Annotated in this window: 14 protein-coding genes and 1 pseudogene; 12 read left to right on the top strand and 3 right to left on the bottom strand. The window is 71.8% G+C overall.

The features are described from left to right. Positions 1–97: 97 nt before the first annotated feature. The 4 genes and pseudogenes from ACFU7Y_RS26835 to ACFU7Y_RS26820 all read left to right on the top strand — a co-directional run. Positions 98–1,216, top strand: a pseudogene (locus tag ACFU7Y_RS26835) (extracellular solute-binding protein); the annotation flags it as partial. Then, the gene (locus ACFU7Y_RS26830; protein WP_224283763.1) at positions 1,206–1,394 is read left to right on the top strand and encodes a hypothetical protein; all 189 of its coding nucleotides are present in this window, start codon (positions 1,206–1,208) and stop codon (positions 1,392–1,394) included. The pseudogene ACFU7Y_RS26835 and the gene ACFU7Y_RS26830, both read left to right, overlap by 11 nt. Before the next feature lie 36 nt (positions 1,395–1,430). Further along, positions 1,431–1,937, top strand: a complete 507-nt coding sequence (locus tag ACFU7Y_RS26825; RefSeq protein WP_380769902.1) for a carbohydrate ABC transporter permease — start codon at positions 1,431–1,433, stop codon at positions 1,935–1,937. Positions 1,938–2,291: 354 nt separating this feature from the next. Further along, complete coding sequence (locus ACFU7Y_RS26820) at positions 2,292–2,672, top strand: hypothetical protein (protein ID WP_224283761.1); 381 nt, start codon at positions 2,292–2,294, stop codon at positions 2,670–2,672. 96 nt (positions 2,673–2,768) lie between these two features. On the opposite strand, the gene tnpA is transcribed toward ACFU7Y_RS26820, so the two are convergent. Then, a complete protein-coding gene (gene tnpA / locus ACFU7Y_RS26815) occupies positions 2,769–3,200 on the bottom strand; it encodes an IS200/IS605 family transposase (RefSeq protein WP_224283760.1) in 432 nt (143 codons plus the stop codon). Positions 3,201–3,225: 25 nt separating this feature from the next. Between tnpA and ACFU7Y_RS26810 the strand changes: the two genes are divergently transcribed. Both ACFU7Y_RS26810 and ACFU7Y_RS26805 read left to right on the top strand, forming a co-directional pair. Then, complete coding sequence (locus ACFU7Y_RS26810) at positions 3,226–4,461, top strand: RNA-guided endonuclease InsQ/TnpB family protein (RefSeq protein ID WP_380769905.1); 1,236 nt, start codon at positions 3,226–3,228, stop codon at positions 4,459–4,461. A 189-nt stretch (positions 4,462–4,650) separates the two neighbouring features. Further along, entirely contained in the window at positions 4,651–5,070 is a 420-nt protein-coding gene (locus ACFU7Y_RS26805; RefSeq protein WP_380769901.1) for a glycosyltransferase, read from the top strand. 756 nt (positions 5,071–5,826) lie between these two features. On the opposite strand, the gene ACFU7Y_RS26800 is transcribed toward ACFU7Y_RS26805, so the two are convergent. Both ACFU7Y_RS26800 and bla read right to left on the bottom strand, forming a co-directional pair. After that, positions 5,827–6,915: an MBL fold metallo-hydrolase gene (locus ACFU7Y_RS26800; RefSeq protein WP_380769900.1), complete on the bottom strand. Its 1,089-nt coding sequence runs from the start codon at positions 6,913–6,915 to the stop codon at positions 5,827–5,829. Between the two features lie 31 nt (positions 6,916–6,946). Next, positions 6,947–7,876 (bottom strand): class A beta-lactamase, encoded by a 930-nt coding sequence (gene bla / locus ACFU7Y_RS26795; RefSeq protein WP_380769899.1) that lies wholly within the window; start codon positions 7,874–7,876, stop codon positions 6,947–6,949. Positions 7,877–7,991: 115 nt separating this feature from the next. On the opposite strand from bla, the gene ACFU7Y_RS26790 reads away from it, so the two are divergent. From ACFU7Y_RS26790 to ACFU7Y_RS26765, 6 genes are all read left to right on the top strand, one after another. Further along, positions 7,992–8,939, top strand: a complete 948-nt coding sequence (locus ACFU7Y_RS26790; RefSeq protein WP_380769898.1) for a LysR family transcriptional regulator — start codon at positions 7,992–7,994, stop codon at positions 8,937–8,939. 71 nt (positions 8,940–9,010) lie between these two features. Then, complete coding sequence (locus tag ACFU7Y_RS26785) at positions 9,011–9,874, top strand: serine hydrolase (protein WP_380769904.1); 864 nt, start codon at positions 9,011–9,013, stop codon at positions 9,872–9,874. Positions 9,875–10,002: 128 nt separating this feature from the next. After that, complete coding sequence (locus tag ACFU7Y_RS26780) at positions 10,003–10,632, top strand: ALF repeat-containing protein (RefSeq protein ID WP_380769903.1); 630 nt, start codon at positions 10,003–10,005, stop codon at positions 10,630–10,632. 10 nt (positions 10,633–10,642) lie between these two features. Further along, complete coding sequence (locus tag ACFU7Y_RS26775; RefSeq protein ID WP_380769897.1) at positions 10,643–11,398, top strand: alpha/beta fold hydrolase; 756 nt, start codon at positions 10,643–10,645, stop codon at positions 11,396–11,398. After that, complete coding sequence (locus tag ACFU7Y_RS26770) at positions 11,391–11,849, top strand: MarR family winged helix-turn-helix transcriptional regulator (RefSeq protein WP_380769896.1); 459 nt, start codon at positions 11,391–11,393, stop codon at positions 11,847–11,849. Before ACFU7Y_RS26775 ends, ACFU7Y_RS26770 begins: the two co-directional genes overlap by 8 nt. A 41-nt stretch (positions 11,850–11,890) precedes the next feature. Continuing rightward, positions 11,891–12,115 carry an SRPBCC family protein gene (locus ACFU7Y_RS26765; protein ID WP_380769895.1) on the top strand — a complete coding sequence of 75 codons (225 nt, stop codon included), beginning with the start codon at positions 11,891–11,893 and terminating at the stop codon, positions 12,113–12,115. The last annotated feature ends 737 nt before the right edge of the window (positions 12,116–12,852 follow it).

Here is a 12,852-nt window from a genome sequence, read left to right as displayed (position 1 = left end):
GGACCTCGGCATGTCCCCACACCCCCACACAGGCACAACGCGTCGCCAGTGCCATCAACCGAGCTCAGCCAGGCCCAACTGAAAGGCGGAGGCTAATGACCGGTTCACCAAGGCCCACCCCGGGGTCCAGGTCGAGGTCCAGTACCAGCAGTGGACGACCAAGAACCAGAAGCTGGACGCCGTCCTCGCCGGGAAGAACGTGCCCGACGTGGTGGAGATGGGCAACAGCGAGACCACCAACTACATCGTCAACGGCGCTTTCGCCCCGCTCGACCCGGCTCGCTTCGACCAGTCGGACGCGTGGCTGCCGGCCCTGGCCGACGCGTGCCGCAACGACGGCAAGACCTATTGCGTGCCCTACTGCGTCGGGGCCCGGGTCGGTGTCTACCGCACCGACCTCTTCACCCGCGCAGGCGTCCCCGGAGCCCCGAAGACCTACCCCGAGCTGATCTCGGCGTTCGACCGGTTGAAGAACACCTTCGGCCCCGAGGACCCGAACTTCTCCGCCTTCTACATGCCGGGCCGCTACTGGTACGCGGTCATGGCCTTCGTGAAGGACGCGGGCGGCGAGATCGCCGTGAAGGACGGCAGCCGCTGGAAGTCCTCGCTGTCCTCTCCGGCCTCCGTCGCCGGGCTCACCGAGTGGAAGCGGCTGATCGACAACTACTACGTCGGCGACCGCGCCAAGGACAACGGCGACCAGCCGGGCGTCGCCGGCCAGGGCCACGTGGCCGTCTTCTACGGCAACACCTGGGAGGCCGGCGCCGCCGCCGACGAGCGCTCCGGCGGGGATGCGAAGCTGAAGGACAAGTTCGCCACCTTCCCCTTCCCCGGCCCGTCCGGGAAGCTCCTGCCGCCGTTCCTCGGAGGCTCCACCCTGGCCGTGCCGGCCAAGTCGTCGCGCAAGGACCTGGCCGCCGACTGGATCAAGATGTTCACCGACCGGGAGTCACAGAAGGCGCTGATCGCCGCGAACACCCTGCCCAACAACACCACCCAGCTGGCCGAGGTCGCCGCCGGCGGCATCAACGGGCCGTCCGCCCGGGCCGCCGCGACCGGCGGCTGGATGACTCCGTTCGCCCCCGGCTGGACGTCGGTGGAGAAGTCGAACATCCTGCCCGAGATGCTCGAACGGATCGCCAACGGCAAGGTGTCGGTGCAGGACGCCACCCGGGACGCCGACAAGCGGATCGACGAAGTGATCAATGAGCGCTGACCGGGTCCGGCGGCGCCGGCCGTCCCTGCTGCCGTCCCTGCTGATCGGCCCCACCGTCCTCGCGCTCGTCCTCGTGCTCGGCTACCCGCTCGTGGACATGGTCGTGCTCGCCTTCCAGGACATGACCCGCGAGCAGCTGTTCAGCGGCGCGGTGCCGCCCTGGGCGGGGCTGGAGTAGTTCCGGCGGATCCTCGGGGACGGGTTCTTCTGGACGGTGGTGTTCCGCACGGTGCTGTTCACCGCGGTGTGCGTCGCCCTGACGGTGTTCTGCGGGCTGGGCACCGCGCTGCTGATGCGCCGCGTCTCCCCGTGGGTGCGCGCCGTCATCGCCGCGGTGCTGGTCATGGTGTGGGCGATGCCGGCCATGGTCGCCGCATCGGTCTTCCGCTGGCTCTTCGACGCAGACTTCGGCGTGGTGAACTGGGTGCTCTCCCGGCTGCCCGGGGTCGACCTGGCCAAGCGCAACTGGTTCACCGACCCGTGGCAGGGTTTCGCCGTCATCGTCGCGGTCGTCGTGTGGGGATCGCTGCCGTTCGCGGCGATCACCCTGCGGGCAGCGCTGGCGCAGGTCCTGCCGGAGCTGGAGGAGTCCGCGGTGCTCGACGGTGCCCGGCCGTTCCAGGCCTTCCGGCACGTCACCCTTCCCGTGATCAGGCCAATCCTGCTCATGGTCACCACGCTGACGGCCATCTGGGACTTCGGCCGGTGCTGTACCGGTTGACGGCGAACGACTCGATGAAGGAGTAGACGGTGCCACGCTGACCGCCCTGCCCGTTGTGGTCTTCTTCCTCATCGTCCAGCGCAGGATCGCCTCCGGCCTTGCCGCCGGCGCGGTCAAGGGCTGACCGCGAGCACGGAAGGCCCCGGCCCGGACGGCGGCACCCCGTGCACGTCCACAGGATGATTCCGTGCACGACCGGCTGGACCCCGTGTCCACCACCCCCTTCTCCTCACCGCCCGGGCCCTCGTCCGGGACTGGCACTTCGCCACCGGCGCCGAAGCCCACACCGTCGAGCAGACAGTCCTGACCGAACTGCGCGAAGCCGGCCACGGCCCCTACCTGAGCGCGGACGTCATGCCGAACGGCTGGACCGAGACCTTCGACGCCGACCTCATCACCCCGACCAACCTCGCCACGATCGTCGAGGCCCGGGCCGCCCTCCTCGCAGACACCGTGCAACCCGCCTCCGGTCAGCGCATTCTTTGCCCGCAACGCTGGAAGGCTCTGCCGGCCCCTCCTCCAACCGACGCACGCCGAAAACGCCCGCAGAGAAGGGCGAAGGTCCTACAGCTGCCCGTACGGGCAGCGGACAACGGTCTGGGCCCGCTGCTCCTGGACCTCTGGGACACCGACATCGCGCCCGCGTTGACGTCCCTCCACAAGCGACACGGACAGGACACCCCCGTACTGCCGCCGGTACTGACTCCCGCGCCGGTCCCGTGGTTCTACCTTTGATCTTGGCCAGTGCTCCGGCGTTTACGCCGGGGGTGAAGGCCGTCCTTGTCTCGGAGGCGCGGAGCGCCGGAGTTCTCTGCGCCTGCGGGGCGAGGGTCAGACGGTCGGGCGTTGCTGACTCTCGATGTAGTGGCGTACGACGGTGTGTGGCGCGCCACCGCACGATCCGGCGAAGTAGGAGCCGGACCGGAAGCGGCCGCCCCACAGGTAGCGGTGGACGTGGCTGTCGTACTCCTGTCGCAGACGCCGGGAGCTGACGCCTTTGAGGCTGTTGACCAGCTTGGAGAGCTGGACCTTGGGCGGGTGGTGCACCAGCAGGCGTACGTGATCCTGCTCGCCGTTGAACTGCTTCAACTCGGCTTCGAAGTCCGTACACACGTCCTGCATGATCTCTTCGCAGCGGGTCAGCATGGCGTCGGTGAAGGCCCTGCGCCGGTACTTGGTGACGAAAACCAAGTGGACGTGCAGGTGGTGGACGACGTGACGGCCGGTGCGCACGTCTGGGTTCGGATTCCAGCGTGGTGACATGAACCAGGATGCTACGGTGAGCATCGTGCAGCTTCGGTACGCCTTCCGCGTGTGCCCGAGCGTCAGTCAGCGCGCTTGCCTGGCAAGGTCGTTCGGGTGTGCCCGGGTGGTCTTCAACGACGCGCTCCGTATCCGTGAGGACGCCCGCGCCGCCGGGCTGCCGTTCGTCACGTCGGCCGAGCTGTCCAAGCGGCTGACGGCCTCGAAGAAGACCCCCGAGCATGCCTGGCTCGGCGAGGTGTCGTCGGTGATCCTGCAACAGTCGTTGCGGGACCTGGACACCGCATACCGGAACTTCTTCGACGGCATCAAAAGCAAACGGCCGAAGACCGGACCACCCCGGTTCAAGTCCCGCAGGGACAGCCGGCAGGCGATCCGCTTCACGGCCAATGCCGGGTGGAGAATCACCGGTGGCGGGAAGCTGCGTCTGCCGAAGATCGGCGACGTACGGGTGAAGTGGTCGCGCTCGCTGCCGTCGGTGCCCTCCACGGTGACCGTGGTCAAGGACGCCGCCGGGCGGTACTTCGCCTCCTTCGTGGTCGAGACCGACCCGGCCGCCGACCTTGAGCGGATGCCCGGGGCCGACGCAGTGGTCGGCATCGACCTGGGTCTGGCCCACTTCGCGGTGCTCTCGGACGGCACGAAGGTCGACAGCCCGAAGTTCCTGCGCCGCGCGGAGAAGAAGCTTAAGAAGGCGCAGCGGGTGCTCAGCCGCAAGGCGAAGGGATCGAAGAATCGGGACAAGGCCCGGGTCAGGGTCGCCCGTGCGCATGCGCGGGTGGCCGATGCGCGGCGCGAGTTCCATCACCGGTTGTCCACCGAGTTGGTCCGTGAGAACCAAGCGGTCGCGGTGGAGGACCTGGCGGTGAAGGGACTCGCCCGCACGCGTCTGGCCAAGTCCGTGCACGACGCCGGGTGGTCGGCGTTCGTGGCCATGTTGGAGTACAAGGCCGTGCGATACGGGCGTGCCTTCCACCGGATAGGCCGTTTCGAGCCGACCTCACAGGTGTGCTCGAACTGCGGCGTCAAGGACGGCCCCAAACCCCTCAATGTCCGGGAGTGGACGTGCGGGGCGTGCGAGGCTGTCCTGGACCGGGATGTCAACGCGGCGGTCAACGTCGCCAAGGCCGCCGGACTGGCGGTGCCGGCCTGTGGAGCGCAGGTGAGACCGGTACTCGTGCCGGCGCAGCGCGGTGAAGCAGGAACCCACCCGAAGCCGTACCGGGCAACGGTGCGACAGGCGGGAATCACTCGCCTTTAGGCGGGTGAGGATGTCAAGAGACGCCCCCCTCCACCGCACACGCCGTCCGGCGCACCGTCGCGGCGTTCCGCAGCACCGTCCCCGAGTGGCTGGACCGCTCCCCGTCCTCCCGCCCGCTCGTCTACGTGAGCCCTGACCACCGCGATGCCCGGCCTGCGCAGCGTCGTGGGAAGCGTGTACCGGGAGGTCATGGCCGCCCTCTCCTCGACCGGCTGCGATGCGATCGTGTCCGCGGGGGACCTCGCGCGGGGCCTGCCGAGCACGGACGCTCGCATCACGGTCGTCGAGCACGTCCTGCAACCCGCTCTGCTTCGCCACGTGGACCTGTTCGTGACGCACGGCGGACGGGCCCCCCTGCTCGACGCGGTGCAGGGAGCAACGCCCGTCCTGGGCCTGGGCGTTCTCGCCGACCAGCCCGGCAACGCTGCCGCGTTCGCCCGCCGCGGCCTCGGCCGCGCGCTGGAACTCACCGCCACACGCGATGAGATCGCCGGCGCCGTCACGGCCGTCCTCGGCGACTCCTTCTACGCCGCCGCCATGACCGCTGCCAACGCCGAACTGGAACGGCTGCCACCGCTGGACCTCACGCAACTGCAGGCCGACATGTGATCCACGAGGCGCGGAGCACCCCCGCCACCGGCCGTCGGCCCACCCGCGGGAGGAGACCTGGGCCTCTCACCCCCCGAACTCCGGGCGGACCACGTCGGATCCGTCCACCTCCACGGGTAGCCGCGGCCGACCTCCACCCGAACTGCCGGCCCGGCCGAGCACCGCGGCCGTCGGGCGCGGGGACGCTCTGCTCCGTACGCACCCGGGGACCTGCGACGCGCTGGTGCTCATTCACAGTTCGGCGGTACGCGGCCGCCGTGGGGGTGGTACTACAGCGCGATGTCCAACCACGCGATGCCGTTGAGCTCGACGTCGAGGTCCGAGGCGCGGTGTCCGTCCTGCGGAACCGAGGTGCGCAGCCGCCGAATCGCCCGGAGGGTCTCCTCCCGGTGCTTGGGCGGCGACCCTCGGCGGGTGGTTCGGGAAGGTACTGTCGGTCCAGCGCAGGAGGGGCGGTCGCGTGACGCGGGTGTCCTGGAGCGGGATCCGGCTTCGGGCTGTCCGCCGTCGCGGCCGCACCGGGCCTGACGGTGTGCCGCCCCGCCGGTGGAACCCGGTTCGACGGGCCGGTCCCGGTCGGCCGTGAGTGGTGGCGGGCGCTGTGCACGCGAGAGGTCCTGCTGACGGTGACTGGGCCGTTCACCGGCGTCCTGGACTTCCGGTCCGCCGCCGTGGCCGGGGAACGTGTTCGGACGCGGCGCAGAACCGGAAAGTAGCGCTGGGCGGGGGCGTCGGCCCGCCGCGTGGTGCGGGCGGTCAGCAGCAGGCGTGCGACGCCGCCGCGGTGTGGGCTCCGCGCGCCCCGGCCCCTGTCCCGGCCGCTCCCGCCACTTCCTCCGCTCCCGCCGCTTCCTCCGCGTCGGCGATGCGGCCGCGCAGCATCGCGTCCATGACCGCCATGTACCGCTGCGTGCGGGGGCCGCCGAGGAGGAAGGGGTTCGCGGCGCCGGGCGGTTGGTGCCGCAGTTGTTCGGCTCGTTCGAGGCCGTGGTCGTTCGGGTGGTTGGAGAGCTCGACCTCAACGTTCGCCCGGCGCATGACGGCCCGGAAGGAGTGGACGGACGCGAGGAAGGTGCGCAGTTCCGCCACCGTCGAGGGCGGGTTGAGGCCGCCCCACAGCATTGCGCTGTGGTGCCGGCGGCCCGCCCGGAGCGGGATGACCGGGGACACGGTGCCGGGGGTGTGGCCCGGGGTGTGGTGCAGCTCGATCGTCGTGCCGCCGAGCGTGAGCTGCGCGCCGTCCGCGATGTCGAGGTCGCGGACGGGGGCGTCGGCGGGGCGGGTGCGGTCGAGGAGGTCCCAGTCGGCCGGGGACATGTGCACGCGGGCGCCGTAGCGGTCGGCGAAGGTCTGGGCGCCGCCGAAGTGGTCCGCGTGGCCGTGGGTCACGACGACGTGCCGGATCGCCGCCGGGTCGGCGCCGACCGCCCGCAGCCCGGGGATGATGACTCCCTCGGCATCGGCGGGTGAGGTGAGCGCGTCGATCAGCACGATGCCGTCGTCCGTCAGCACCGCCATCGCCGAGACCCAGCCCGCGCTCAGCAGCACGAGGTTGTCGAACAGCTTGACGGGCTCGGGCGCGGGTAGCGGGGGAAGGCCGGAGCCGGGTGTCAGCGCTGTCACCAGGGCCCGCAGCACGGGGTCGTCGGCGGCGAGGCGGCGGGCGCGGTCGTAGTGCGCGCGGGAGGCGGACGGTGCCTTCACCGACGAGGGGACGGCGGCCGAGGCCGAGCCCGGCAGGGCGGCCGGCGTGGTCCCGGCGGTGAGACCGAGAACGGCGAGCTGGGCGAGACGACGCCGGGCGAAGTCGGCGTCCGTGGCGGTCCGGCGAGTGGGGCGGATCATCGCGGTCGGGCTCCTGGTCGGTCGGGGAGGGTCAGCCGAGGGTGCTGATGACGGTCTTCGTCGCCTGGGCGATCAGGGCGTCGTCGGAGGTGGCGCCCGCCTTGCCGCGGTCGGACAGGACGACGATCACGATCGGGGGGCGCCCGCCCGACGGCCACGCCACGGCGACGTCGTTGCGGGTGCCGTAGCCCGCGTTGCCGGTCTTGTCGCCGATCTTCCAGTCGGCGGGCACCCCCGCGCGGACGTACGGGCCGCCGGTCGTGTTGCCGACCAGCCAGCCCGTCAGCAGCCCGCGCCGGTCCTCCGCGAGGGCGTCGCCGAGCACGTAGCGGCGCAGGTCGGCGGCGAGGACGCGCGGCGTGCTGGTGTCGCGGGTGTCGCCCGGGGTCGCCTCGTTGAGGGTGGGTTCGGTGCGGTCGACGCTGGTGGTGGAGTCGCCCAGGTCGCGCAGGGACTGCTGGACGGCCGCCGGGCCGCCGAGTTCGGCGGTGACGAGGTTGGCCGCGGTGTTGTCGCTGTACTGGATGGAGGCGGCGGCCAGGTCCCGCAGCTTCATGCCGGTGGCCACGTGCTGCGAGGTGATCGGCGCCCACGTCAGCACGTCCTCCTGGCGGTAGGAGACGACCTTGTCCAGGTCCGCGTCGGACACCTTTCGCAGCAGGGCCCCGGCGGCGAGCGACTTGATCGTGGACGCGAACGCGAACCGCTCGTCGGCCCGGTAGGTGACCTCCCGGCCGCTGCCGGTGTCCACCGCGAACACGCCGAGCCGGGCGCCGAACTGCTGCTCAAGTGCCGCGAAGGAGGCGTCCGCCGAGTCGGTCGCGGGCGCCTGCGCCGCCGTCGCGCCGGGTGCCGGCGCCGTCGAGGCGCTGCCCGCCCGACCGCACCCGCCGATCAGTGCGGCCACGAGCAGGGCCACGGCGGGCAGCGCGGTGCGGGGGCGGTGAAGGTCGGGCGTCATCGGTGGTCTCCCAGGTGGTTCGTGCCGTCGCGCTCAGCTAAACAGGCCGCCGACTCCCCAGTCCAAGAGCGCAATCGCGAAGTGGACGATAAGAAAACACCTATGATTGCTGCCCATGGACCTGCTGGGGCACCTCCGCCACTTCCGCGCCGTCGCCGAGGAACGGCACTTCGGCCGCGCCGCCGAGCGCCTGCGGATCGCCCAGCCCTCGCTCTCCCAGCGGATCCAGCGCCTCGAACGCGAACTCGGCGTGACCCTGTTCGACCGCGGCCCGCGAGGCGTCGACCTCACCCCGGCGGGCCGGCTGCTGCTCGCCGAGGCCGAGGAGGCGCTGGACAGCGCCGCCCGCCTCCTCGCCACCGCCGCCGACCTGCGCAGCGGACGGGCCGGCACCCTGCGCGCGGCCGTCCCGCCCGAACTCGGGCCGGCCACCCTGGCCGCGCTGCTCACCGGCTTCGAGACCGCCTCCCCGGGCACCCGGCTCGAACTGCGGGAACTGCCGGTCGCGGCCGTGGTGCGCGAGCTCGCCCAGCACACCGTCGACGTCGCCGTCGTCCGCCACCCCTGCCCGACCGACGGACTGGCCTTCGGCCCCGTCCTGCACCAGCCGCTCGGCGTCCTGCTCGCCGCCCGCAGTCCGTACGCCGACCGCCCGGAGCTCGCGGTGGCCGAACTGACCGGCCTGCGCCTGGTCCTCTTCCCACGCGCCACGGCCCCGGCCCTGTATGACGAGGTGCTCACCACGCTGACCAGGCACGGCTGCACCCCCGAGGCCGTCGTCGACCCGCCGGGACCGGACGTCGCGGGCGCGCTCGTGCTCACCGGCAGCGCCGTCGCCCTGGTGCCGCGCACCGCGCCACCACCGGGTACAGTCTGGCGTCCGCTGACCGGCACCCCGCTGGCCTGGCGGACCTCCACGGCCTGGCCGGCCGGGCGGGGCGGGCCCGCCGTCCGGCTGTTCGCGCAGGCCGCCCACGAGGCGCTCACCGGACCCGGCGGCCTGCTGCCCCAGCCGCCCAACCGCCCGCTCTACCCCCGGCCCGCAATGGAGTTCCCGCTGTGACCAGCGACCGCACGAGAGCCGACCGCACGGCTGGCGACCGCCCCCCGCACAGCCGGGCCGCGCGCACCCGCATCGCCGCGGCCTTCGCCGACGCGGGCGTCACCGGCTGGCTGCACGCGCGCGACCTCGACACCGGTGCCGAGATCGGCCTCGGCGCCGACACCGCCGTCAGCACCGCCAGCGTCCACAAGGTCTGCCTGCTCGTGACGCTGTACCGCGAGGCCGCCGCCGGACGGATCGACCTGGCCCGGCAGGTCGACGTCCCCGCCGCCGGCCGCACCCCCGGGGGGACCGGCCTCGCCGCCATGCTCGACGCCGCCCGCCTCTCCCTTCGCGACCTCGCCTACCTCACCGTAGCCGTCAGCGACAACACCGCTGCCGACACCCTGTGGGACGAGATCGGCCTCGACACCGTCAACCGCACCATGGCCGACCTCGGCCTGAGCCGCACCGTCGCCGTCCACAAGCTCCGCGACCTCATCGCCGCCCTCGCCGAGGACACCGGTTCGGACTCCCCGGTCGACCCCGCCGTCGTCGCCCGCCTCAGGGTCCTTGACCCCGCCTTCACCAACCACAGCACCCCCCGCGACATGACCACCCTGCTCGCCGCCCTCTGGCACGGCGACGCCTGCCCCGGCGACCACGGCGCCGCCCTGCGACGCCTTCTCGGCCTCCAGGTCTGGCCGCACCGCCTGGCCTCCGGCTTCCCCTTCGACGACGTCCGCGTCCACGGCAAGACCGGCACCCTCCCCACGCTGCGCCACGAGGTCGGCGTCGTCGAATACCCCGACGGCGGCCGCTACGCCCTCGCCGTCTTCACCCGCGCCGCCGCCACCACCATCACCCTGCCCGCCGCCGACGCCGCCATCGGAACCACCGCCCGCCTCGCCGTCGATGCCCTCCGGGCGCGGGCGGCAACGAGCGGGACGGGCTGACCGGGGCCGGGCCAGGGCGAAACCGTGATGCCGTGACCATCCCCGGCATGCCCGCCAAGGTCCTGCCGACACCGCCGCCACCGCGCCGGTCATAGCGGCCGTGCGCGCGGAACTCGCAGGACGGCGAACTGGCCAAGGCCGAGGCCGAGGCCGAGGCCAAGGCCAAGTACAACCGCGATGCCGCCGTACAGATGGTGACGGTCGGCGGCCCCCGGCTGCGCAAGGCCGCCGAGACCGCGCTCGCGGGCACCGGCCAGGACGTCGTCACGTTCATCACGGCCGGCTGGAAGACGCCGCTGGAGCAGGACCAGCGCGTCCTGGTCTCCCAGATCGCACAGAGTGGCGGCCCCCACACCGAGGCGGCCGCGCTCGCCGCTTCGGACAAACCCGGCGCCGACGTCCAGGCCTTCCTGGACGAGACCCGGTTCACGCTGCGCGACAGCGACGACCGGATCGAGGTCTCGCAGCTCGCCGAGTCCGGCGGCCCGGCGACCGAACAGGCCGCCCAGATCGCCCTCGAAGGCAGCGGAGGAGATCCGCACCTTCCCGGCAGCCGGCCGGCAACGCCCGCCGGGCGACCCGCACACCGCCGAAGAGGACGTCGAGGAGGAGTGAACCTGCTGCCGGACACTCCACGTCATCGGCCCGGGAGTCCTGCCTCCTTCGACTCGCGACACCGCGCCGGGAGGCCGGCGGGCGCACAGGGCGGTTCCAAGTGTGACCCAGATAGCATGTGTCACGACACATATGTCGTGTAATGTGTCCGATATGAACACTTCAGAGAAGAATCCGACCCTCGTCTTCATCCCCTGCTTCTCCGGCGCTCCGTGGAGCGCCGAGCAGCTCGCCCCCTACGGCGACGCGCCCAAGCGCACGCTGCGCCTGCCCGAGGGTGTCGACGACATCGAGCGCTACGCCGACCACGTCGAAAGCGCGATCGCGGACCTGGACGACTACGTGCTGGTCGGCGACTCGTTCGGCGCGAACATCGCGCTCGCGCTCGCCACCCGCCGCCCGCCGGGCCTGCGTGCCTTGGTCCTGTCCGGCGGATTCGCAGCCAACCCCGTCGACTCCAAGCCGTGGAAGGCCCTGATGCAGGCGATCGGCAAGGCCCGCGGCCCGCTCTACCGGCAGCTGACGCTGCGCGCCCACGCCCACCGCCTCACCTCCCCGTTCGACGGCGAGGGGCAGGTGCCCTGGAGCGAGGCGCGCAGCCGCGAACTGTTCCTCGTCAACACCCCGGCCGCCTCCTTCGGCGCCCGCCTGCGGGCCGCTCTGACCGCCGACTACGTCGACGTGCTCGGCCGGGTCCAGGTCCCGACCCTGATCCTGACCCCCTCGCACGACGTGCTGATCGGCGAGGGCGCCTCCACGACCATGCTCGCGGGCATCCCCGACGCCCGGGAGGTCACGCTGCCGCGCACCGGCCACATGTTCCGCTTCTCCCACCCGGTCACCTACGCCGCCGCGGTCAAGGACTTCCTCGCCGCCCTCCCGACCACCCGACAGGGCACCCATGCGTAAGGCCGAACACCTGCGGTTCGCGATCCTGGCAGCCCAACGCGAAGGCAACCGGCTGCTGATCCAGGCCCTCAAACCCCACGGCATCACCCCGTCGCAGGCCGAGGTGCTGCGCCTGCTCCAGCAGCACGGCACCCTGAGCCTGAACGGGCTCGGACAGCTCCTGGTGTGCGAGAGCGGCACCAACCCCAGCCGGCTGGTCGAACGCGTCGTCGCGGCCGGGCTGGTCGAGCGCCGCACCGACGCCGAAGACCGCCGCTACCTCCACCTCAGCCTCACCCCCGAGGGCGAACGCCTGGCCACCGCCGTCACCGAGATCGAGGAGTCCCTCTACACCTCGATGGACGCCGCCTGCGAAGGTCTGGAGGTCGACGCGATGCTCGCGTTCCTGCACAACTTCATCGACACCCTGCCCTCGGGCAAGGCCCTCAACAAACGCCTCGACCTCGACTGACGCCACGACCCGTCGGCCGCGCGCCAAGCGAAGGAACGACCATGCAACTCGAGAACACCCTGACCATCAGCGCGCCCGCCGACGAGGTCTTCGCCTACCTCGCACGGCCCGAGAACCTCCCGCGCTGGAACTACGCGCTCGACCGCACCGAGCAGACCTCCCGGGACCGATCGGGGTCGGAACGACGTACCGCCAGACCTGCACGCTCCCGCGCCCGGCCGAGGAGCACTTCCGCATCACCGAATACGACCCCCCGAACCTGCTGACCGTCGACGGTGACTTCGGCCCGTTCACCGGAACCGCCACCTACCGGCTGACCCCGCTCGAACAGCACACCACCCGCCTGGTCAACACCCTCCACCTCACCGCCACCGGAGCCCTCAAGCCCATCGCCGCGATCGCCGGCCCCCGGGTCAAGCACGCAGCCGCGAAGAACCTCGACGTCCTGAAGAACATCCTCGAAACCCGCTGAACCCCCCCGCCCCCCAACTGCCCGCGCTCACAGCCGGCCGGCAGCGGGGGATGGTACCGAAAAACGACCGTCTGTCGACACTCGGCACCGCGATCACGAACCCGCAGGCGGACAGTGTCGGTAACGCGCGTCGAGTGCCGATGTCGGAGAACGGTCCGTCAGATAGATGCCGACACATGCTCATCGGCTACGCGCGCGCGTCTCGACCGCTGACCAGAACCCCGATCATCAGAGCGACACGCTGCTGCGCCACGGAGTGGAGTTGACCCACGACGACTCCGACGAGAAGGCGGCACCTGGATTTCCGGCGCCCTCCCATGCGCCGGGGCAGATCTCGCCGTTACGGCGCCCGTAGGCGGCGGCCAGAGCCGGCGGGTAGAGCGGACGGCGGCACGGCGGATGCGGGCGCCGAACGGCTCCTCATCGGCTGGAGCACCGGACCGCACTGGCTGCGCCCCCGATCCCCGGGGCTGACCACCCCGCCCTCGCCCCCGGGGCGTAACACCGCGCTCCGGTCGGCCGCGACGTGAC

It is taken from the genome of Kitasatospora sp. NPDC057542, from assembly GCF_042801945.1.
Taxonomy (GTDB): Bacteria; Actinomycetota; Actinomycetes; order Streptomycetales; family Streptomycetaceae; genus Kitasatospora.
The sequence above is the reverse complement of the archived record's forward strand: the minus strand, read 5'-3'. Positions and strand labels throughout refer to the sequence as shown.

Coding starts and splice junctions, on each gene's coding strand:
- ACFU7Y_RS26830 (WP_224283763.1), top strand. CDS start 1,206: ATGAGCGCTGACCGGGTCCGGCGGCGCCGGCCGTCCCTGCTGCCGTCC.
- ACFU7Y_RS26805 (WP_380769901.1), top strand. CDS start 4,651: ATGGCCGCCCTCTCCTCGACCGGCTGCGATGCGATCGTGTCCGCGGGG.
- tnpA (WP_224283760.1), bottom strand. CDS start 3,200: ATGTCACCACGCTGGAATCCGAACCCAGACGTGCGCACCGGCCGTCAC.
- bla (WP_380769899.1), bottom strand. CDS start 7,876: ATGACGCCCGACCTTCACCGCCCCCGCACCGCGCTGCCCGCCGTGGCC.
- ACFU7Y_RS26765 (WP_380769895.1), top strand. CDS start 11,891: ATGCAACTCGAGAACACCCTGACCATCAGCGCGCCCGCCGACGAGGTC.
- ACFU7Y_RS26775 (WP_380769897.1), top strand. CDS start 10,643: ATGAACACTTCAGAGAAGAATCCGACCCTCGTCTTCATCCCCTGCTTC.
- ACFU7Y_RS26790 (WP_380769898.1), top strand. CDS start 7,992: ATGGACCTGCTGGGGCACCTCCGCCACTTCCGCGCCGTCGCCGAGGAA.
- ACFU7Y_RS26820 (WP_224283761.1), top strand. CDS start 2,292: ATGCCGAACGGCTGGACCGAGACCTTCGACGCCGACCTCATCACCCCG.
- ACFU7Y_RS26800 (WP_380769900.1), bottom strand. CDS start 6,915: ATGATCCGCCCCACTCGCCGGACCGCCACGGACGCCGACTTCGCCCGG.
- ACFU7Y_RS26770 (WP_380769896.1), top strand. CDS start 11,391: ATGCGTAAGGCCGAACACCTGCGGTTCGCGATCCTGGCAGCCCAACGC.